At 33.9% G+C, this 21195-nt stretch carries 19 protein-coding genes; 14 read left to right on the top strand and 5 right to left on the bottom strand.

Translation table 11 applies throughout. The annotated features are described in order from the left end of the window. Positions 1–56: 56 nt before the first annotated feature. A complete protein-coding gene (locus tag ABNX05_RS00710; protein ID WP_349657921.1) occupies positions 57–743 on the top strand; it encodes a Dph6-related ATP pyrophosphatase in 687 nt (228 codons plus the stop codon). A 387-nt stretch (positions 744–1130) separates the two neighbouring features. Here ABNX05_RS00710 and ABNX05_RS00715 read toward each other — a convergent pair whose 3' ends face one another. Then, positions 1131–1247: a YjcZ family sporulation protein gene (locus tag ABNX05_RS00715; protein ID WP_349657922.1), complete on the bottom strand. Its 117-nt coding sequence runs from the start codon at positions 1245–1247 to the stop codon at positions 1131–1133. A gap of 467 nt (positions 1248–1714) precedes the next feature. Here ABNX05_RS00715 and ABNX05_RS00720 point away from each other — a divergent pair, with 467 nt between their 5' ends. Continuing rightward, on the top strand, positions 1715–1888 hold the full coding sequence (locus tag ABNX05_RS00720) for a hypothetical protein (RefSeq protein WP_349657923.1): 174 nt from the start codon (positions 1715–1717) through the stop codon (positions 1886–1888). A gap of 1005 nt (positions 1889–2893) precedes the next feature. Here the strand turns inward: ABNX05_RS00720 and ABNX05_RS00725 are convergent. Then, on the bottom strand, positions 2894–3799 hold the full coding sequence (locus ABNX05_RS00725) for a C40 family peptidase (protein ID WP_349657924.1): 906 nt from the start codon (positions 3797–3799) through the stop codon (positions 2894–2896). A 509-nt stretch (positions 3800–4308) separates the two neighbouring features. Here ABNX05_RS00725 and ABNX05_RS00730 point away from each other — a divergent pair. The 6 genes from ABNX05_RS00730 to scpC all read left to right on the top strand — a co-directional run bounded on the left by ABNX05_RS00730 (position 4309) and on the right by scpC (position 11262). Then, positions 4309–5025 carry a cytochrome c biogenesis CcdA family protein gene (locus ABNX05_RS00730; RefSeq protein ID WP_349657925.1) on the top strand — a complete coding sequence of 239 codons (717 nt, stop codon included), beginning with the start codon at positions 4309–4311 and terminating at the stop codon, positions 5023–5025. A 39-nt stretch (positions 5026–5064) separates the two neighbouring features. Then, positions 5065–6426, top strand: a complete 1362-nt coding sequence (locus ABNX05_RS00735) for a HAMP domain-containing sensor histidine kinase (RefSeq protein WP_349657926.1) — start codon at positions 5065–5067, stop codon at positions 6424–6426. An 18-nt stretch (positions 6427–6444) separates the two neighbouring features. Continuing rightward, positions 6445–7116 carry a response regulator transcription factor gene (locus ABNX05_RS00740; RefSeq protein WP_349657927.1) on the top strand — a complete coding sequence of 224 codons (672 nt, stop codon included), beginning with the start codon at positions 6445–6447 and terminating at the stop codon, positions 7114–7116. A 184-nt stretch (positions 7117–7300) separates the two neighbouring features. Next, positions 7301–8824, top strand: coding sequence for a multicopper oxidase family protein (locus ABNX05_RS00745; RefSeq protein WP_349657928.1), 1524 nt, complete (start codon positions 7301–7303; stop codon positions 8822–8824). 265 nt (positions 8825–9089) lie between these two features. Continuing rightward, positions 9090–9725, top strand: coding sequence for an HD domain-containing protein (locus tag ABNX05_RS00750; RefSeq protein WP_349657929.1), 636 nt, complete (start codon positions 9090–9092; stop codon positions 9723–9725). A 31-nt stretch (positions 9726–9756) separates the two neighbouring features. Further along, positions 9757–11262 carry a succinyl-CoA:acetate CoA-transferase ScpC gene (scpC, locus tag ABNX05_RS00755; RefSeq protein ID WP_349657930.1) on the top strand — a complete coding sequence of 502 codons (1506 nt, stop codon included), beginning with the start codon at positions 9757–9759 and terminating at the stop codon, positions 11260–11262. 88 nt (positions 11263–11350) lie between these two features. Here the strand turns inward: scpC and ABNX05_RS00760 are convergent, their stop codons facing one another. Next, positions 11351–12301 carry a LysR family transcriptional regulator gene (locus ABNX05_RS00760; RefSeq protein WP_349657931.1) on the bottom strand — a complete coding sequence of 317 codons (951 nt, stop codon included), beginning with the start codon at positions 12299–12301 and terminating at the stop codon, positions 11351–11353. A gap of 379 nt (positions 12302–12680) precedes the next feature. On the opposite strand from ABNX05_RS00760, the gene ABNX05_RS00765 reads away from it, so the two are divergent. From ABNX05_RS00765 to ABNX05_RS00775, 3 genes are all read left to right on the top strand, one after another. After that, positions 12681–14147 (top strand): thiol-activated cytolysin family protein, encoded by a 1467-nt coding sequence (locus ABNX05_RS00765; RefSeq protein ID WP_349658296.1) that lies wholly within the window; start codon positions 12681–12683, stop codon positions 14145–14147. A 256-nt stretch (positions 14148–14403) separates the two neighbouring features. Then, the gene (locus tag ABNX05_RS00770; RefSeq protein ID WP_349657932.1) at positions 14404–14862 is read left to right on the top strand and encodes a hypothetical protein; all 459 of its coding nucleotides are present in this window, start codon (positions 14404–14406) and stop codon (positions 14860–14862) included. Positions 14863–15088: 226 nt separating this feature from the next. Further along, positions 15089–15649, top strand: a complete 561-nt coding sequence (locus tag ABNX05_RS00775) for a histidine phosphatase family protein (RefSeq protein ID WP_349657933.1) — start codon at positions 15089–15091, stop codon at positions 15647–15649. Between the two features lie 158 nt (positions 15650–15807). Here ABNX05_RS00775 and ABNX05_RS00780 read toward each other — a convergent pair whose 3' ends face one another. After that, positions 15808–16287: a GNAT family N-acetyltransferase gene (locus ABNX05_RS00780; RefSeq protein WP_349657934.1), complete on the bottom strand. Its 480-nt coding sequence runs from the start codon at positions 16285–16287 to the stop codon at positions 15808–15810. A gap of 598 nt (positions 16288–16885) precedes the next feature. Here ABNX05_RS00780 and ABNX05_RS00785 point away from each other — a divergent pair. Continuing rightward, positions 16886–17791: a cation diffusion facilitator family transporter gene (locus ABNX05_RS00785; RefSeq protein ID WP_349657935.1), complete on the top strand. Its 906-nt coding sequence runs from the start codon at positions 16886–16888 to the stop codon at positions 17789–17791. A gap of 181 nt (positions 17792–17972) precedes the next feature. On the opposite strand, the gene ABNX05_RS00790 is transcribed toward ABNX05_RS00785, so the two are convergent. Continuing rightward, positions 17973–18449 (bottom strand): MarR family winged helix-turn-helix transcriptional regulator, encoded by a 477-nt coding sequence (locus tag ABNX05_RS00790; protein WP_349657936.1) that lies wholly within the window; start codon positions 18447–18449, stop codon positions 17973–17975. A gap of 203 nt (positions 18450–18652) precedes the next feature. Here ABNX05_RS00790 and ABNX05_RS00795 point away from each other — a divergent pair, with 203 nt between their 5' ends. Both ABNX05_RS00795 and ABNX05_RS00800 read left to right on the top strand, forming a co-directional pair. Further along, a complete protein-coding gene (locus tag ABNX05_RS00795) occupies positions 18653–19873 on the top strand; it encodes a MalY/PatB family protein (RefSeq protein WP_349657937.1) in 1221 nt (406 codons plus the stop codon). Continuing rightward, positions 19873–21162 (top strand): amidohydrolase, encoded by a 1290-nt coding sequence (locus ABNX05_RS00800; protein ID WP_349657938.1) that lies wholly within the window; start codon positions 19873–19875, stop codon positions 21160–21162. Before ABNX05_RS00795 ends, ABNX05_RS00800 begins: the two co-directional genes overlap by 1 nt. Positions 21163–21195 lie beyond the last annotated feature (33 nt).

The raw sequence follows: 21195 nt of genomic DNA on the forward strand, positions 1-21195 counted from the left end.
TTATCCTGAGAAAGTGCTTGTAAAAAAGTTAGTCGAATAAAAGGGGAAAGATAGGAATGACAGAATTGATGGACTGGAAAAATAATGCTCAAGGGCATCGTTTTATTGCTTCATTTAGCGGAGGAAAGGATAGTGTCTTAGCTTTATATAAAGCAATGCAGTTTGGAGAAGCGGTTGGACTAATCGTCATGATGGAGGAAGAAGGAAATCGTTCCAGATCTCATGGCATGCCTCCGGAACTCATACGTGCTCAAGCTAATTCTATAGGTTTACCGGTTTATACTGCAGCAGCAAGCTGGACAGATTATGAAAAAGTATTTATGAGCCTTTTAGAAAAAGCTAAAAATGAAGGTGCAGAAGTTTTAGTCACAGGTGACTTAGATATGCCTGAACATGGTTGCTGGCATGACAAGGTTACGAAGAATGCTGGATTAAAACTAGGCATGCCTTTATGGGAAATGGATCATCGTGAAGCTGTCGATGAATTTATAAACCTAGGATTTGTTACAATCATAGTCACTGTAAATTTATCATTAGGGATGCGAGAGGATGATTTAGGACGAACATTAACCCCTGAATACGTGAAGGAGCTTGAAGCCCGCGGTATTGACCCTTGCGGAGAAGGTGGAGAATTCCATACTACAGTATTAGACGGACCAATTTTTAAACATCCTATTCCAGTTCGTAAATGTGATGTTATTAGAAGCGGAGAATATGCTTTTTTGCCTTTGGAACTTGATTAAAATGTAAGAAAAAATTATTTTAAAGTATTAAAAGACTTATAAAGTTGGATTATGGACTGCAGAGAAATCTAAAATATAAGAGCCTTACTACATGTTATTGTAGAAAGGCTCTTTCATGTTGTTAATCCATATTAATTTACACAACATTTATAACAATGGAGAGTACAATCGATTTAATTCAGTCCTATTCTAAGTATTGGGATTGATTTGATTTATATAGCTACTGATCATATGTTCAAATAGCTGATTATTTAAGTACTGATACACTTAGATTAACTAAACTATTAAAAGGGTCACTGGTGGAAAGTAACCCTTAATGAATGGGAGGTATATCGGATTAGTTTGTATAATCCTAAACATTATGAGCATGAAAGGTGGTTTTCGGTATTAGTAATAACCTATGAAGCTAGTACCAACAATAATCAATAGAATGAATAGAACTACGATTAGCGCAAATGATGAACCATAGCCAGAACCAGAACCATTACCGCAATATTCAGACATAGTAATTTCCCTCCTTTCAATACTCTATAATATGAATTGTTGTTAAAATGATTAGCGATATTTATCTATTAAAACATAAAAATAATAAAATTAAATATCCTGACATTTATAAAAAGATGATTCAATTCTTCATCCGTGAAAATGTATATTTCTTTAGCATCCCCTTAATCAAATTCTAATTTTTTTGTATTAAAGTTATATCATACTAATTCGGTTAAACACTTTCTTCACTCGCTAGTACATTGTCATGAGCAAAATTTGGTGAAACTGTAGATATCAAAGTAAGTATTAAAGCGCAAATAAAACAGTAAACTTTTTAATTGCAACAATTCTCTTTTTGTATTTTTGTAAAATAATATACTTACAGATAATAAAAAAGTTGTATTTCCATCATTTTACATAACCTACACATTAATGCATAATATATATAAAGTGAATGTGAGGTGTATTATTTGTATTTCTCGAATATGCAATTTTTAATGTTGATATTTGCTTTTATTATTGTGATTTTAAGCTTTATTAAAGTGTATCAAATAAAAAAAGAGTATTTGATTAAGCATAAGGAACTAGAAGTGGAATTGGAAAGAGTTGAATTAGAAAGACAAAAAATAAACATCGATGATATAAATGGAAAAATCTGAAGGGATACGTTTGGCAGAGGATGATTTGTTTTTAGTTTAATGCAAGTTTAATTCATGAAAACCAACCATGTATAAAATCTTGTATACACAATAAAAAGTTGTTCAAAAGAAAGGCAGTAGTAACAAGGGTTTATCCGTTGTCGTTACTGCCTTGTTCTAATGATCCGAATAATCCTTATGATCATGAATGGTACGAAAATGACGACGATTATACTTTTTAATATTTCTAGATTTTATCTAGGATAAAGGATAGCCTTAATCGGTTGTTCTTTTAAATTGTACAAAAATATTCACCAAAATAATCAATAATGGGTGCAATACCAAGGCTATTGCTATTAGAGCATATGAAGAATTGAAATATTCTGCATCAATCTCGAGAAGATATATGTTCAACAGCATAAATAGAGTCAATGCAGCCATTACAGTGTATCGAATGGCATTTTGAGAATTGATAATCGAGCCACAAATAGTTAACAGTGTAGAAATAAATAGAAGTACCTGTAGGGTAATGGCTTCATCCAATGCATATAAAACGGGTATATCAGAGGTAATCAATAAACGATAGGCGAAAGCACTCAGTAAAAAAACGTGCCAAACATGAGTAATAAATTAGAAGTAAGGTTTTTTTTCATTTTTTCACCCTTTTTTAAAATTTAAGTTGTTGTTTTGTTTGGGGAAATGGCTCTTTACTATATTGGCGATTGGCCCGATTTTGAGCATACTATCGATGGTCAAATATAGACGAAACGAATTCAATGGGATACACGAGAATTAATAGAAGAAAAATCAAACGAACCTTTTAGCAAAGTATTTGTTATTTTCATCAATAGGAAACGGTGATTGAATCTACATATTATAAACCGGTACTAAACAGAATAGTTTTTAAGTCAGTACAAATTAGTACTGACTTTTTTAGAGGAGGGAGGGCATATGAAATGGTATTGCCTAAAAGTATAAGAACGAAAAAAGGCATCTCATCCATAGATGAAACACCTTTTCTTGAAGTTATTGAGCTACTCGTTGAATAAAGGCGTCTAATTGTACTAATGTGACATTATCGTTAACCCCGAAAGTATTGTCACCTTTACCAACCGTAATTTTATTGGAAGCGAGAATAGATACATAATTGTAAGCCCAATGCACACTTGGAACATCCACGAATTGTACTGCTGACCCTTGTTGTTTTAAATGGAATGCTTCCACTAAAACTTTCGATAATTGACCACGTGTCATCGGAGAACCTGGATTGAATTTTCCATTTTCATCACCCGTAAAAACGCCGATTTTTTTAAGTGCTTCTGCAGCACCCGCATATTTAGACGATGGTGTTATATCTGGAAAACTTGAATTCGTGTTACTAGTATCTAACTTTAACTGCTTAGCTAGTTTAAGAGCTACTTCTCCACGCGATGCATAAACGCTAAAGTCGATTTCTGCATCTTTTACTTCTCCTTCAGAGAAGTTTGCTACGCGTTTTGCTCCTACGTAACGAGATCCCCAGTAATAAGGATCATTAAGTTTGTCAATTTTTACTCCAGAACTTGTAGTAGCTGAAATAAAATTGTTGTCACCTATGTATATGCCAACATGAGAAACGCCGCTTCCCGAAGTATTGAAAAATACAAGATCTCCAGACTTCAACTGAGCTTTCGCAATCGAAGTACCTTGCTGATATTGAGAACTCGATGTACGTTGTAGTGAAATGCCCAACTTAGAAAAAACGATTTGTGTATATGCTGAGCAATCTATACCTGTCTTAATATCCGTTCCTCCATATTGATAAGGTACACCTATATATGATTTTGCTGTATTAGTGATATCTGCTACTGTTGCTGCTTTCGCATCATGAACACCCATGCCTGTGAAAAACATAAACGATGCAAAAATGGGAAGTAACCATTTTTTCTTCATGTAAACTTACTCCTTTCAAAAAGCTTTCAGTTTTTAATAAAGTAAGAATAGCATGAAACAGCCATGAGTTATTTTTCAATCATATTACCGATTACCGTTAAACAGCAAAATTGAAACCTTAATTTTAACTGTGTAAAACTTCTGCAATAATCATGGGCAATTTTACTAAAAAAAATTTAAATAAATGGTTATAGAGGATTTAAAGGGTTTATTTAGTGCTTTCATCCAACATAAAATCTTTAAGTGATTCATTGTTTTTCCACATCTAATCCTAATTAGTGCTTTATGGCATTGTTGGTCCTCTTCAGTTTAACGCCTCGTTTATTAGCTAGATTTTTATACTTATAAACGAAGACTTTCTTTACAAGCTAGTTCACAAAGGGCGAAATAGCACCTTTCTTCCCCATTGTATTTTCATAAAGACAATTGGACATTCTCCATACATTTTTCATATTTTTTATTTATACTAAATAATTGATGTGTTTAATTAGATAAGGAAGGATTGGTGAATGGCTTTGGCAGGAGAATTGAATTTATTTCTTTCCTTTGCAGCAGGGTTATTGTCGTTTATTTCCCCTTGTTCATTACCACTTTACCCAGCATTTCTTTCGTATGTTACGGGGATGTCCTTTAATGAACTAAAGGATGACAAAGGAGTATTTCATCGTAAAGCTTTGATACATACACTTTTATTTTTATTTGGTTTCTCTATTATATTTTTGGCTTTAGGTCTATCTACATCATTTATCGGTTCTCTATTTATTATGCATAAAGATTTACTGAGACAAATTGGTGCTATTATTATCGTGATATTCGGTTTGATCATTTTAGGCGTTTTTAAGTTCGATTTTTTACTTTCAGATAAGAGAATACAGTTTACGAAAAGACCTAAAGGATATTTTGGTTCTATTCTAATCGGTGTTGGCTTTGCTGCTGGATGGACTCCGTGTACTGGTCCAATTCTTGCTGGAGTTATTGCATTAGGCATATCTGATCCTAGTAGAGGAATTTTATATATGCTATTTTATGTACTTGGTTTCTCTATTCCGTTTTTAGTTATGTCACTATTTATTGGGAAAATGAAAATGTTTCAAAAACGAAGTGCTCTCTTTATGAAAATAGGTGGTGTGTTAATGGTGATTATGGGAATCATGTTATATTTTGATATGATGACAAAAGTGATAGCATTTTTAACACCGTTTTTAGGAGGATTTACAGGATTTTAGTCGATATAAAACGCGGGGGAAGGAGGAGTATGCAATAAGGTGAAAAAAATCTCTACTAAATTAGCAGCTAGTTTTTTTGTAGTTGTGCTAATCATGGAATTATTTCTTATGTTTTACCTACATCGAAATATTATTAAGTCGAAAGTTGAAGAAGAACTAGCCAGTTTATTAGCAAATGGAGAAAATCATAGAGATGTATTACTCGAGAATTATTCAGAAATGACTATAAAGCATATCGTGTTAATGGAAAAGAATAAAGATCGAGAAGTCATGATCACAGATAAAAATGGGCGTATTATAGGTCGTTCCACTTTAAATAACACAATAGTAGAAGAATACCTGCCTTTAGTAAAAAATCTAAGTAAAAAAAAGGATCAAGTACTAGTAGCAGACTGGCGAAACTCTCCATATATAGTCAGCGTGCACCCTTATAAAATAAATAAAGATCAATCTGGTTATGTGGTCATGTTTCAAAGTACAAGTGCTATCAAAGAAATGGTCCATAATTTGAATAAACACTTTTTCATATCTGGTATTACTAGCATTGTTGTACTTCTTGCTATATACGCATTATTATCGAAAGTCTTAACGAGACCTTTATTGCGTATGAAAGCGGCTACTGAAAAATTAAGTCATGGCGACTTTAATGTAAGTCTTGCCAATGTAGGAAAAGACGAACTTGGTGAGTTAGCAAGATCGATTCAGAAGTTAGCCGATGATTTAGAAAGGTTACAAAAAGAAAGAAATGAATTTCTTGCATCAATAGCGCACGAATTAAGCACACCCTTAACCTATTTAATTGGGTATTCAAAAGTAGCCATGAGAGAAAATTTGAACGAAAATGATCGAAATCACTATCTTGAAATTATTACTGAAGAGTCAAATCGAATGAAAGAACTTGTAAAAAACTTATTAGAATTAGCAAAAATGGATCAAAACACGTTTAGTGTGTCAAAGGAATATTTTTCTGCACGTCTATTTCTAGATAATATATGTAAGCGAGTTGCACCTTCTTTTGACATGAATAACATAAAGTTAATTCTTGTTTGTGAAGAGGACTTTGAAATATATGCAGATTCCTTACGCCTGGAGCAAATTATGCTAAATTTATTAGATAATGCTTTGAAGTATTCAAATAAAAACACAAAAGTTACAGTAGAAGCAATGAAACAAGAAGAAAGAACGGTAATAAACGTAATTGATGAAGGGATCGGTATTCCTTCAGACGACCTGGAATTGATTTTCGAAAAATTATACAGAGTGGAAAAATCACGTTCGCGAACTTTTGGGGGTTCAGGAATAGGACTTGCTGTAGTTAAAGAACTAGTTGAGGCCCATGGCGGTACAATTAAAGTGAAAAGCATTTTAGGCGAAGGCAGTACATTTACAATCACAATATAGAAGGAGATAGGAATATACATGAAAACAATTTTATTAGTTGATGATGAACTAAGAATGTTGGATTTAGTAGAATTATTTCTATTACCATATGGTTTTAATTGCATAAAGGAAACAAGTGGCATAAACGCAATTGAGCTCGTAAAGAAAGAAGACATAGCTCTTATCATCTTAGATGTTATGATGCCCGAAATGGATGGATGGGACGTTTGTGAAGCAATCCGCGAATTCTCGAATGTTCCAATTATTATGCTAACGGCACGATCCGATAAAGTAGATTTAGCAAAGGGGCTAAATAAAGGAGCGGATGATTATATTTCGAAGCCTTTTGACGAACGAGAGTTACTTGCAAGAGTAAATGCGATACTACGTCGAACTTATCGTGATGAGAATAAAATTATTAGTTACAAAGATTTTACGTTGGATAAAGAAACGTACTCCTTACACTATCATGATTTAACTGTTCAGCTGACGTTAAAAGAATTTAACATTATAAACACTTTAATTTCCCGACCATCTAAAACGTATACTAGAGAAGAATTATTACGTTCTGCATGGGAATATGATACAGATATCGATACACGAACAATAGACTCTCATATTCGAAATTTAAGAGAAAAGTTAGTGAATGCTGGTTTTCCAAGTGATAATTTTATTAATACCGTTTGGGGAATCGGATATAAATGGGGCTAATGAAGCGCAAAGTATTATAAAGTAATATGAATTAGATGTCCAAAGTCAATTTTGACATGGATATCTTTTTTTATTGTCCAAATAGTTATCATGATGTTTTTTTAAGTATGATCTTGTAACTCCATAATTTCTTCATATTTATTTGCTACAGTTAATTTGTATTAAAATGCAAGGAGGAAACATCATGAAGCTTAAATTTTTGATTACTTCTCTACTAGTGAGTAGTGTGATCATTGGGGGATGTAGTGCTAGTAGTTCAAAATCTGATGAAACGATGGACCATTCCAAGATGACAAAAGAAGAAATGTCGAATATGGAGGGGATGGATCATTCCAATATGTCGGGAAAAAATATGGAAACAATGAATGGACATGAGAGCCATACGAATCCATTAGCATTAAATCATTCGACTGGAGAAAATGAACTTGCTCTCCCACCTTTACTAGAAGCAAAAGATGGCATTTTTACTATTACTGCGCAACAAGGAACAAGTGAAATTTTCAAAGGTATTAACACCGAAACATATGGCTATAATGGCTCGTATTTAGGTCCTGTCATTAAAATAAATGAAGGTCAAAAAGTAACGTTTAAAACAAACAATCAACTATCAGAGCCAACGACATTTCATTGGCATGGTGTAGATATACCAGGAGAAGGAGACGGAGGTCCACATCATCTTTTACAGCCTGGAGATACGAAAAATGTGAAGTTTACTGTAAAACAAGGAGCATCGACATTATGGTTCCATCCTCATCCTGTAGGAGCGACTGCGGAACAAGTATATAAAGGTTTAGCAGGATTAATATACGTAGAAGATGAACATTCTAAAAAACTAGGCTTACCAAGTGAATATGGTGTGAATGATTTCCCTTTAGTATTCCAAGATAGAAAATTTGACGATAATAAACAATTAAATTTTAAAGCTGCAATGAATGAGGATGGTACTATAGGTGATACTTTGTTAATAAATGGCACAGTTAATCCTAAGCTAACAGTTGGCAAAGAAAAGGTCCGTTTACGTTTATTAAACGGTTCAAATGCCCGTAACTATACATTTAAATTAAATACAGGAGATTCATTTCAACAAATAGCTACTGATGGTGGCTTTTTAAATAAACCAATTTCGATGAATGAACTATCATTAACGCCAGGCGAACGTGCAGAAATTATAATTGATTTTTCAAAATATAATAAGTCAACGGATATATCATTGATGAATGAAGAAGATATCAAATTAATGCCATTTAATATCGTCGATAAAAAATCAGAAACATCTAGTGATTCTCTCAAAAACTTAAATAATTATGTAGTAACCGATGAAGAAAGAAAATTGCCAGTTTCTAAAAAGCTGGAACTTTTCGGAATGGGAAAGATGGTCACTATTAATAATAAACAATTTGATATGAATCGAATCGACTTTACGCAAAAACAAGGAGAGACTGAAATATGGGAAATTTATAATAAACCAGATATGATGGGCGGCATGACACATCCATTCCATATACATGGTACTCAGTTTAAAATCCTTTCCATCGATGGTAAAGAACCTCCGACAAACGAATATGGTTGGAAAGATACTGTCGCAATAGATGCTGGAGAAACAGTAAGATTAGCTGTGAAATTTAACAACAAAGGCATTTACATGTTCCATTGTCATATTCTTGAGCATGAAGAAAATGGTATGATGGGGCAAGTTAAAGTAGAATAGTGATCAATGATGTAAAATATTTACTTTACGACAAAATCTGCCCATTTTAATAGTTCTGTTTGAACCCTAATTATATTGTGATTTACAGTTAGAAGTCCTCTACAAAATAACCTGTAGAGGACTTTTCAATTATAGAAATAATCTACGGAAGCAATCATAGAAAATATCTATGGTTATTATAGAAATTATAGAATTGATATATAGTAATTTGATTCTTATAATTTTTTTATAAGCAATAGTTATTTTTAATGAGGAGGTAATACGGATGACAAATATTGCTGGTATTAAAATACCTGACAGCCGTTTGGCATTGGAAGCTCAAGATATTTTAAAAGAACATGGTTCAGAATTACTTTGGAATCACTCAAATCGTGTTTATTTGTTTGGGGCTCTACAAGGTAAAAAAGCTCAGCGGAAATATGATGAAGAGCTACTATATGTAAGTGCTTTGTTTCATGATTTGGGGTTAACAAAACAATTCAGCAGCCTAGATAAACGATTTGAGGTGGATGGTGCAAATGCTGCACGTCAATTTCTAGCACACCATCATATTGATGATGCTTCAATACAACTCGTTTGGGATGCCATCGCACTACATACTACAATCGGTGTAGCTGAGCATAAAGAAAATGAAGTCGCATTGCTGTATGCTGGAGTAGGTCTTGATGTAATGGGAGACGGTTATCATGATTTAACGAATGAAGAACGAAATGAAATTATACATGCTTTCCCACGTAACCAATTTAAACAAAAAATTTTGCCAGCATTTTTTGAAGGATTCAAACATAAACCCGAAACAACATTTGGCAATATTAAATCTGATGTTTGTGCATTGTTCATTCCAAATTATAAACCTAAGAACTTTTGTGACTGTGTCTTGCACTCACCTTGGTCAGAATAAAAATTGATAGTAGATAAGGGGATTCATATATATGTTAAGACTAGCACATAAGAAAATTCGTCATGTTGCATTACAAGATAAAGTTGTATCAGCTCAAGAAGCGGCCTCTTGGATAAAAGATGGAATGTTATTGGGGATGAGTGGCTTTACAAGGGCTGGAGATGCAAAAGTAGTACCACTAGCGCTTGTAGAAAAAGCAAAAGTGGAAAACTTCCAAGTTGATGTTTATACAGGAGCTTCACTTGGTCCAGAGGTAGATCAACAGATGGCTGAAGCTGGCGTTATTCGTAAGCGAGCACCTTATCAAGGTGATCCAGCTATTCGTCGTTTGATAAATAGTGGAGAAGTGCTGTATACAGATGCGCATGTTTCGCATAATGCAGAGTTAATTCGTCAAGGAATTGTAGGACCAATTGACTTTGCCATCATTGAAGCTACTGCAATTACGGAAGATGGCTTGCTGATACCTACAACCTCTGTAGGAAACTCTCCAATTATTATGCAAATGGCAAATGAAATCATTATTGAACTAAATGTTTCGCACCCTGACTCTCTAGAGGGAATCCATGATATTTATATACCTGATGTACAAGGGAAGAGAAGTCCTATTCCTTTAAATAGTGCAGGTGAGCGAATTGGAACAGTTGGTATCCCATTAGATATTAGTAAGGTACGTGGCATAGTACTCTCTGAAAAAACAGATGCTCCATCAACAATTGTACAGCCAGACGAGGAAACCGCTAAAATGGCAGAGCATTTACTCAATTTTTTACATGATGAAGTTAAAGCTGGTCGTTTAACAAAAACATTAGCACCGATCCAATCAGGCGTAGGATCAGTAGCAAATGCAGTATTAAATGGTTTTTTAGAATCAGAGTTTGAGGATTTAGAAATATATTCAGAGGTGTTACAGGACGCCGTATTTGAATTAATTGATGCGGGAAAAGTGAAATCCGCTTCAGGAACGTCCATTACACTATCACAGGAACGTGGTGAGCAAGTTTATAGTCAGCTAGAAAACTATAGAGATTGTTTAATTTTACGACCTCAAGAAATATCCAATCATCCAGAAATTATTCGCCGTTTAGGGTTAATTTCCGTCAATACAGCACTTGAAATAGATATTTACGGAAATGTAAACTCAACACATGTTTCTGGTTCAAAAATGATGAATGGCATTGGAGGATCTGGTGATTTCGCTCGTAATGCGCGTTTAGGAATATTCGTTACAAAATCCTATGCGAAGGGGGGTAACATCTCAAGTATCGTCCCTATGGTATCTCACGTGGACCATACAGAGCATGATGTAGACGTCATTGTTACAGAATTTGGGGTAGCCGATTTACGTGGTTTAGCACCAAAAGAACGCGTGCCTTTGTTAATTAATAATTGTGCACATCCTGATTATCGTCCTCAATTGTGGGCGTATTATAATGCTGCTGTAGAGAAGACTGGTAATCATCATACACCTCATTTATTAGAAGAGGCGCTGTCTTGGCATGTTCATCTAGAGAAAGCTAAGACAATGAAAAAATAAGGCAATGTTGGCTAGGCATAGTGTTTAGTCAGTAGAAAAATAGAATCCACTAATCACAGCCATAGTATTACTGTGATTAGTGGATTTCTTATTGAGATTTTATCAAAGATTGAATCAATAGTTGACTTTTTTCTGAAATTGAAAAACCAGCTTTTTCAAGTCCCTCAACCATTAAACGAATAAAAGCTTTCGCCGCAAAATTAATGAATTTATCTTTTCTATATAGAAGTACAATTTCTCGCGTTAATGGTGGATTATAGATTGGTCGCTCACAAATAGTATTTGTTTTATATAGGTTACACAGTGTTTTCGAAATAATTGTCGCCCCGACATTTTGTTCAACTAGTTTAAAAATGGCTTGAACACTAGCTGTCTCTATTTTAGGTTTCACATGAAGCTTTTCTATGCGCGCTGCACTATCAATTACTTTCCTACATTGATGGATAGTTGGAAATAATATAAGCGGAAGCTCTAAAACATCTTGCAATGCTATTTTCTCAGATGCTAAAAGTGGATGCTCGATATGTGCAACGAATAGTAATTCTTCAGTAAACAATGGAATTATTTGAAGCTGCTCAACCTCATAATCGAAATACTCTTGTTTATAGGAAATCGCAAAATCTATTTTATTGTCTTTGAACTGTTTTAATAAATCATCTGTGCTATTTATGCAGATTTGTAAATCTGGATATTCAAGATGATAGCCTAACAAATAGTCCGACACTAAGTTGGTTAATTCACCAGGTAGAGTACCTATCACTAATTTCCCGGCTTTTAATTCTTTCAGTTCAATTATCTGATTGCTTGTATTATCTATCGCTCGAAATATATGGGTACATTGTTCATGCAATATTTTACCTGCTTCTGTAATCGCTATTTTTTTCCCTAGACGATCGAATAGCGGAATGCCCAGTTCATTTTCTAATACTTTAATTTGATGGCTAAGCGTCGGTTGAGAAATATTCAATTTTTCGGCAGCCTTTGTAAAATGAAGCTCACTACACAGTACTAAAAAGTATTCAAGCTGTCGTATCTCCATATACGTACCTTCTTTAATAAAATTATTTCTTATATTATAACATTATTCTTATAGAGACCCGTATATTTCCTCAGAGAATTAATATCAAATTTAGTAATGCGCAGAGGAGCTTTGACAACTACAAGCACGATAATGTAGATTTCTTTAAGCTTGTAGAGGGATAATTAGTTGAATATATAATTACCATTAAAGCCGACAACTTTAATTATGCCATATTCACTATTCATTAGTTATTAACACACAATCACGTTACTAAACTACTATACTCGACTGAAATAATTTTATGGTATAATTTCCTTAAAAAGGAGTGGTAATTTTGGGAAATAGAAATCATTTTAACGTAATAAAATTTTTAGTAGGCTTATCTGTTATTTTATGCATGATAAATTATCCGGTTATTTCCTTTGCTGAAACACTTGATACGCATTCTAGTGAGAAAAGCAAATCGAATGACATTGATTCGGGTATAGCAAACTTGAACTACAATAATAACGAGGTTTTAGCTGTGAAAGGAGATAGGATTGATAGTTTCGTTCCAAGAGAAGGTATTAACTCAAATGATAAATTTATAGTGGTGGAACGTAACAAAAAATCACTTACAACCTCACCAGTGGATATTTCAATTATCGATTCTATGGCGAATCGTACATATCCAGGAGCATTACAACTTGCAAATCAAGCTTTTGTAGACAATCAACCTAGTTTATTAGTGGCGAAAAGAAAACCGCTAAATATAAGCATAGATTTACCTGGTATGAAAAGAGAAAATACTACGACTGTGGATAATCCTACATATGGTAATGTTTCTGGTGCAGTAGATGAGCTAGTATCTACTTGGAGTGAAAAATATTCAACAACCCATACTTTACCTGCAAGACTACAATATTCAGAGTCTATGGTTTATAGCAAATCTCAAATAGCAAGTACGCTAAATGTGAACGCCAAAGTTCTTGATAATTCATTAGGAATTGACTTTAATGCAATTGCTAATGGCGAGAAAAAAGTGATGGTTGCGGCATATAAACAAATATTTTATACCGTAAGTGCAGAACTACCTAATAATCCATCAGACCTTTTTGATGACAGTGTGACTTTTGAAGAGTTAACGCGTAAAGGGGTAAGTAATGAAGCTCCTCCCGTTATGGTGTCAAATGTAGCGTATGGCAGAACAATTTATGTGAAATTAGAAACAAGCTCTAAGAGTAAAGATGTACAAGCTGCATTTAAAGCCTTACTGAATAATGTGAATACGAATGTAGAAACTAGTGGACAATATAAAGATATTTTTGAAGAAAGTTCTTTTACTGCAGTAGTATTAGGCGGAGATTCACAACAGCATAATCAAGTTGTCTCAAAAGACTTTAATGATATTAGAAATATAATTAAAGATAATGCAGAGTTTAGTCTTAAAAATCCAGCATACCCAATATCATATACAAGTGTTTTCTTAAAGGACAATTCAATTGCTGCTGTTCATAACAATACAGATTATATCGAGACGACATCTACAGAATACTCTAAAGGCAGCATTACCCTTGATCATTATGGTGCATATGTTGCTCAATTTGAAGTAGCATGGGATGAATTTTCATATGATGAAAATGGCAATGAAGTGCTATCCCATAAAACTTGGAATGGAAACTGGAAAGACAAAACGGCTCATTTCTCAACTGTGATACCACTACCGCCTAATTCAAAAAATATAAGAATTTATGCGAGAGAATGTACAGGTCTCGCATGGGATTGGTGGAGAACAATTATTGATGAATACAATGTTCCATTATCTAAAGAAATAAAAGTTTCAATTGGAGGAACTACATTACACCCAACAGGTACTATTAATTAAATACCTATCATGATCCAATCTAAGCTAGGGCTTTAAGCGGATAAATACGATCATGCATCCTCGTTAAACAAACGGCTGACTCTTGTTATTAAAGAACTCAGCCGTTTCTATTTTCACAAACATCTCTCCGAATAGAAAGAACACCTAAAGACTAGGCCAAGTGTTATAGAAAGAAATTCTATTTTTACGACATAAAATGGAAACTGTTTTGTAACTTAGTTTAAACGTGTTCGTCGAATGGTAAGGGGGGACGTTCATGAAGAAATGTTTTTTATATGTAGTAGCTCTTTTAGGGCTTACTTTTATAACGGGGTGTTCAAATACTGGTGGATTGTCGGGAGAAAAGCCTCCTAAAGCGTTTATAGAAATTGAAAATAAAAAATTTGAAACTACACTCGGTACTTATTGTTGGCAAAATGGATGCGTTGATACTGCTGGACCAGTTGAACTTTTAGAAGGCCAAAAGCCTATAAAAGTTAAATCAGGTGAAACCATAACGCTTGAATTGGACTATGAAACAAAACCGAATGAATTTCATGTTGCGCAAATAAGTGGTAATAAGGAAACTGAGGTCGTGGTCAAAAACAATCGTTTTACGGCACCTACACAACGTGGCGTTTATTATTACTCTTATGGCGTTTGGTGGATGGATGAAAAGGAAGCGAATGTATCTAATGGCGACGCTTTCTATGCCTTTGTATTAGAAGTAGAATAGCTATTACCTGATAAAGTGCGATATGGATCAACTACAGGTGAAAAAATTGTGGGTATTGTTTTTCTTTGTGAATATGAATGGGGAACCGATGAGCTCGAAGTGGTATTATGGTTAATTACTGAAGAACTATATGCCACCCCCAAGGCATTGATTCATATTCATTTGTCACCACTGCTTACAATTTATCATAGATGTAAAGTAGTTATACATAAATGGAGGGCTTTGTATGAATAAACGGATATATATTGTAAGGCACTGTGAAGCACAGGGGCAATCTTCGGAGTCACAACTTACGGAAAAAGGATTGATACAAGCAAACTATTTATCTAGATTTTTCTCCAATTGTGAAATTGATCGAATTATATCCAGTCCTTTTTTACGTGCAATTCAGTCAGTAGAACCGATTAGTGAGGAAACAAACATAATCATAGAGATTGATGAACGTTTATCAGAACGTACACTTAGTACTACGGATTTACCTGATTGGCTTGAAAAACTTAAAGCCACATTCCATGATTTGGAGCTGAAATTTCAAGGTGGAGAGTCAAGTAAAGAAGCTATGAATCGAATAGTAGCAGTTGTAGATGAAGTTTTTAAAAGTGAATCTGAAAACACAATAATCGTTACTCATGGAAATGTAATGTCTCTACTACTAAAGAATTATGATAACAGCTTTGATTTTGATTGCTGGAAGAGTCTTAGTAATCCAGATGTGTTTGTATTAAATAACTTAAACAATGAAGTAAATATGGAACGATTATGGCAAGAAGAACTAATGGAAAAATAGTAAAATTTCTTAAATAAGAGGCCAACTTTAGGGATGTCTCCACTCATCAAAGCTTAAAACAAAAAAAGCAGATTTACTCTACAAAACGGGTAGAATAAATCTGCTTTTTAATGACCTTTGGGAAAGGTAGCTTTCTCAATCCTTCAACTAAACACCTGCTAGTTCAACAGTTTCTTTAAATTAATTCTTGTATACGTTTTATTATAGGTCGTACCATCATCATTATAAAATATCGCTTTTTTAAAATATGGGTTAGAGATAGGTCCGTAACCGTGTTTGCTAATTAACTGTATCATTTGGGGATTTTCTATTGGGTCGACACTCACAAATATCTCAGAATACCCTAGACTCATTGCAATATTTTCTCTATACCTAATTAAATCTGAACCTATACCATTACCTCGATAATCCTCTTTTACATATAAGTCGCTTAATTTAGGAAACAAGGGGCCTTTTAATTTAAGAACCGCAAAACCAAATACATGTGAGTCTTGTTCAGCGATTGCTAAAAATACTTCCCTTTTTGCATATTGCTTTAAATAATTCGTAAATAAATCTTTATTATTTCTAATATCACATAAACCCGGTAAGTCGTTTTCATTCGCTAATCTTATTTTGTAGTTCATTGTTACTTCCACTTCCTTATTCTTCTATCAAAGTATCTAAAGCCTTCGAACCGCTTTACTTCTCTGTTCGATTTTTCGAAATACCAAAGAAATCATCGTTAGTACAAAATAAAGTATGACAAAATTAAAAATTACACTATTTTCACTTTTGCTCGCTATATAAACGTATAGCCCGACCACCAAAGCAAAAATTAGTGGTTTGAACATTGAATTCATAATCAATCCACCTTTTCTTAATATTTAAAATGATTTTAAATGATGTTACATATCAATATGTAATAAATTAGCATATTGAGTACGAAATTGGAATTGATGATCTTTTCGAATGCACAGGAGCCAGTGCAAAAAGTGAACGACTTTATAAGGCTCATTTAGTTCGGTGAAATGTCTATTTTCGCAAATCCTTTAATTTGATTAATTTTGGTCTGAGGCAACTTATTTTTACGCTCGAATTTTATTTAGTAATGGTAAAAAAGATTGCTGTAGACCCACACGATATTCGTCTGATATCATAGTTGAGTATTAATTGGAGGAAGAAGAATATAGAGTATTTGAGAAGAATTCTTCCCACATTTTTTATGGATAAAACTCTTACTCGGAGGAGATATAAATGGTTAGTGAGAGAGAGCAAATTAGCAAAAAAGTTGCATGGATTGCACTTATTTCCAACATAATTCTTATGGTAGGTAAACTCTTCTTTGGTCTTTTTGGAGGTAGTGATGCCGTTTTTGCAGATGGGATTCACTCTGGAGCAGATGTAGTTGCTTCGATTGCTGTGCTAGCAGTGGTCGGTATTTCTAATAAACCACCTGATAAGGATCATCCCTTTGGACATGGTAAGGCGGAGGTTATTAGTGAAGCAATCGTTGGAATTATTTTAATATTAGTTGCACTATATATTTTAGTAGAAGCAATTTTAGCATTTTTTGAAAAACCTAGTGTACCACAATACAGTGCATTGATTGCAGCTATCATTTCTTACATAGCGAAAGAAATACTATATAGATACTCTATAAAACAAGGGAAAAAATGGAATAGTAAGGCGATTATAGCGATTGCATTAGATCATAAAGGTGATATTGTTGCTTCACTTGCTGCCTCTATTGGTGTCCTCTTAGCGATAATAGGAAATGCCATTGGATGGACATTTTTGTTATACGCTGACGCTATTGCCAGTGCTTTAGTAGCTTATTTTATTTTTAGAATCGCAATGGAATTAGTTAAACCTTCTGTTGATGTGTTAATGGAAAAAAGTGTGGATCAGGAACTTTTAGACGAATATGAAGTTACTATTCATGAATTTAATCAAGTGCAACGAATAGACAAAATTCGTGCAAGAGAACACGGTCACTATAAACTTCTAGACATTCGTTTATCGCTTAATCATGATTTAACAATTAAACAAGGCCATGATATAGCTCGTGACATAAAAAATGCGATATTAAAAAAATACCCTGATGTCGGGGAAGTACTTATCCATGTAAATCCATACTATATGGAACCTAATCAAGAGTAGTACTACTGAGTTGTGCAGCTTGAACTGGTGGCGTTACTATCTATGCAGCTATTGCTTGTTTTATAGCTTAAATAAATGTTGCGTTCATATATTTTGATAAAAACAAGAAAAGAGTGTCTTCAAAGTTCAACTTTGAAACACTCTTTTTTGCGAAATTCAATGTAATATAGAAAGGGAATCATTACATCGTTGATTTTTTGTCATTAAGCACGCTTTGTGTCTTACGGTTTATAACATTTAGGAGTGTAATATACTTTTCAAAATCTTCCGCTGTAAACTGCTCGAGTTTCTTCAGATAATTTCGATACTCCTCTAGGTCTAGCTTCTTATGATAGTCATAAACTAATTTGCCTTTTGGTGTTAATTCAATATTCAATTCTCGATAATTGTCCGGGTTTCTATATTTAACGACTAAATCCTTTTTAATTAATTTATCAACCATTTGAGAAACGGCACTTTTAGTACAATTTTTAATTTCCGCAATTTCGGAAGTAGTAGTTTTTACTTGATCCCCAATTACGTTGAGTGTATGAACCTCAATCATATACAATTCATCTTCTGTTCCATATTTCCTTGGAATACTTTCATATGAATTAATTACCCTAGACGTTTCATAAATCGTTTCCATTAGCTCATAAAAAATCGCTTCTTTATCCACAATGTATCCTCCTCTCCATAATTAGAGGCAAATTTAATTTCATTTTACCATCTGTTTTGAATCTAAATAATTTTTAAAAAATTCTGAAATCTATTATTGACCATTTTACAGTTAAGGTGTTAAACTGAGTAAAAATTAATCAAATCGATTTCAAAACAGCGATTAAATAGAAAATCTGAACATAATCAAGAGGAGGGAAAGCGTTGAAATATAATTTTGATGAAGTGGTTAATCGTCGAAATACTTATTCTTTAAAGTGGGATGGCGAAGATTTCATTAAAGCAAAGGGTTATTCAGAAAGGTATGACTATGAGACCATCCCACTATTTACAGCTGATATGGATTTACCTGTACCGCAACCATTGATAGATGCTCTTCATAAAACGGTGGACCATCGTATTTTTGGATATTCTACTTTTCCAGAGTCGTATTATGAATCAATTCAACAATGGTTTATTAAGAAGCATGATTGGATTATTAAAAGAGAAGAGATTGTATATAGCCCTGGAACCGTCCATGCTTTGAATATAGCTGTAAAAGCATTAACTAAGCCTGGTGATGGAATTATCATACAACGACCTGTTTATCCACCGTTTACTACTACGATCGAAGATAATGGAAGAGTCGTTCGAAATAATGCGTTGAAATGTGACGCTGAAGGTTATTACACAATTGATTTTGAGGATTTTGAAGCGAAAGCAAAAGAAGAAAATACTTCAATGTTCATTCTCTGTAGTCCGCACAACCCTACTGGAAGGATTTTAACATATGAGGAATTAAACAAGCTTTCAACTATTTGTGCGGAAAATAATGTGATTATTATAGCTGATGAAATTCATGGGGATCTCATTAGAAAAAACAAAACATTTATACCAATCGCAAAAGTTGCAAACAGTATGGATCATATCATCACATGTACAGCCATTAACAAAACATTTAATGTTGCTGGTCTACACTGTACAAATGTTATTATTTCAAACCCTGACATTAGAAAACAATTTAGCGACACAATGGGGACGCAGTTACCATCACCGTTTACAATTGCAGCGCTTATAGCTGTTTACAACGAAGGAGAAGAATGGTTAGAGCAACTAATAGATTATATTGACGAAACAATTGTGTATGTGAAAAATTTCTTAGCTAAAAAAATGCCTACAGTAAAAGTGAGGATCCCTGAAGGTACATATGTAATGTGGATGGATTTTAGTGGATATGGTCTTTCAGCTCAAGAAGTTCATGATCGTATTTATAACAAAGCCAATGTAATCCTTGAAGATGGCCACTTCTTTGGAATTGAAGGTGAAGAATTCCAAAGAATTTGTATCCCTTCACCAAGATCACTTATACAAGAAGCACTTGAAAGAATCGCAATAGAATTTCAAGATTTGGAAACTAAAAATCGATTGGAAGAGGTGTATAAATAATGAAAACGATCGAATTTGAGCTTGATGCATGTAAAGCTGCAAAAGAAATAGAAGGTTATGTAATCGAGATAAGAAGAGATCTCCATATACACCCTGAAATTGGATTACATGAAGTACGGACAATGAAAGTGGTGACAGACGAATTAACTAAATTGGGCATTGATTACGAAATTGTTTCTGATGGAGGGATTATTGGTTATATCGAAGGGAATCAATCAGGAAAAACGTTAATTCTTAGAGCAGATCTAGATGCATTGCCAATGAAGGAAGAGGAAAATAATTTAAAAAAGAAAAAAGTAGTATTTTCTGAAACAGATCAAGCTGCTCATACTTGTGGCCATGATGGTCATACTGCAATGCTTTTAGGTGCAGCAAAAATCTTGACTCAACACAAAGACAAAATTAAAGGAAGAGTACTTATCGCTTTTGAACAAGGGGAAGAAATGGGCGGAGGAATTTATAATCTCTGTAAACGATTACACGAAATCGGAGGAGACGGAATTTGGGGCATCCATTTAAAATCTGATCTTCCGACTGGGAAAATATCTGTTGACCCAGGCCCAAGAATGGCCGCTTCTTTTGTTTTCAATGTTTTAATAAAAGGAAAAAGCGGACATGGTTCAAGACCAGATTTGTCAGTTGCTCCATTAGATTGCTTTACCGATTTTTATAACAATTTAAAAGCGATGCGGTTAAATACTTTAGATCCTTTTAAAACAATTACGTATTCAATTGGAACGATTATTTCAGGTTCCGCATCAAATATTATTCCAGAAAGTTTACAGTTTTCAGGAACAGTCAGGTATTTAGATGTTGATCAGGGTGCCCATGCAGCAAAAGAATTTAAGAGAATTCTAGAAAAAGTATGTGACCTGCATAATTGCACCTATGAATTTATTATAGAACCTAAAGAATCGGACTTAATCGTCCACAATCAAAAAGAATGTGCACAGATTGCGATCGATGCAGTGAAAAAGGCAATTGGTACAGATGCATTACATTCAATCCCCGCTTGGATGGCATCAGAATCATTTGCGTTTTATGAAAAATATTTCCCAGGTGTGTTTGCATTCGTTGGAATACAAAACTTTGAAGAAGGGATTGGGGCTGAACATCATAATGGTTTCTTTGAATTAGATGAAGATGCTTTAAAACTAGGTGTGGCGGCAACAGTACAATATACAATCGATTTTCTAAATTGTGAAAACCAATTTGAATTTACTCCTGATAAAAGAGATATAAAGAGTCTATTTATCGATAACGGATTCCAACAATTGATAAATGAATAAAAAAGGAGATAGGAATAAAAAAGGAGATAGGAA

Source organism: Lysinibacillus zambalensis, from assembly GCF_040183165.1.
Classification (GTDB): domain Bacteria; phylum Bacillota; class Bacilli; order Bacillales_A; family Planococcaceae; genus Lysinibacillus; species Lysinibacillus zambalensis.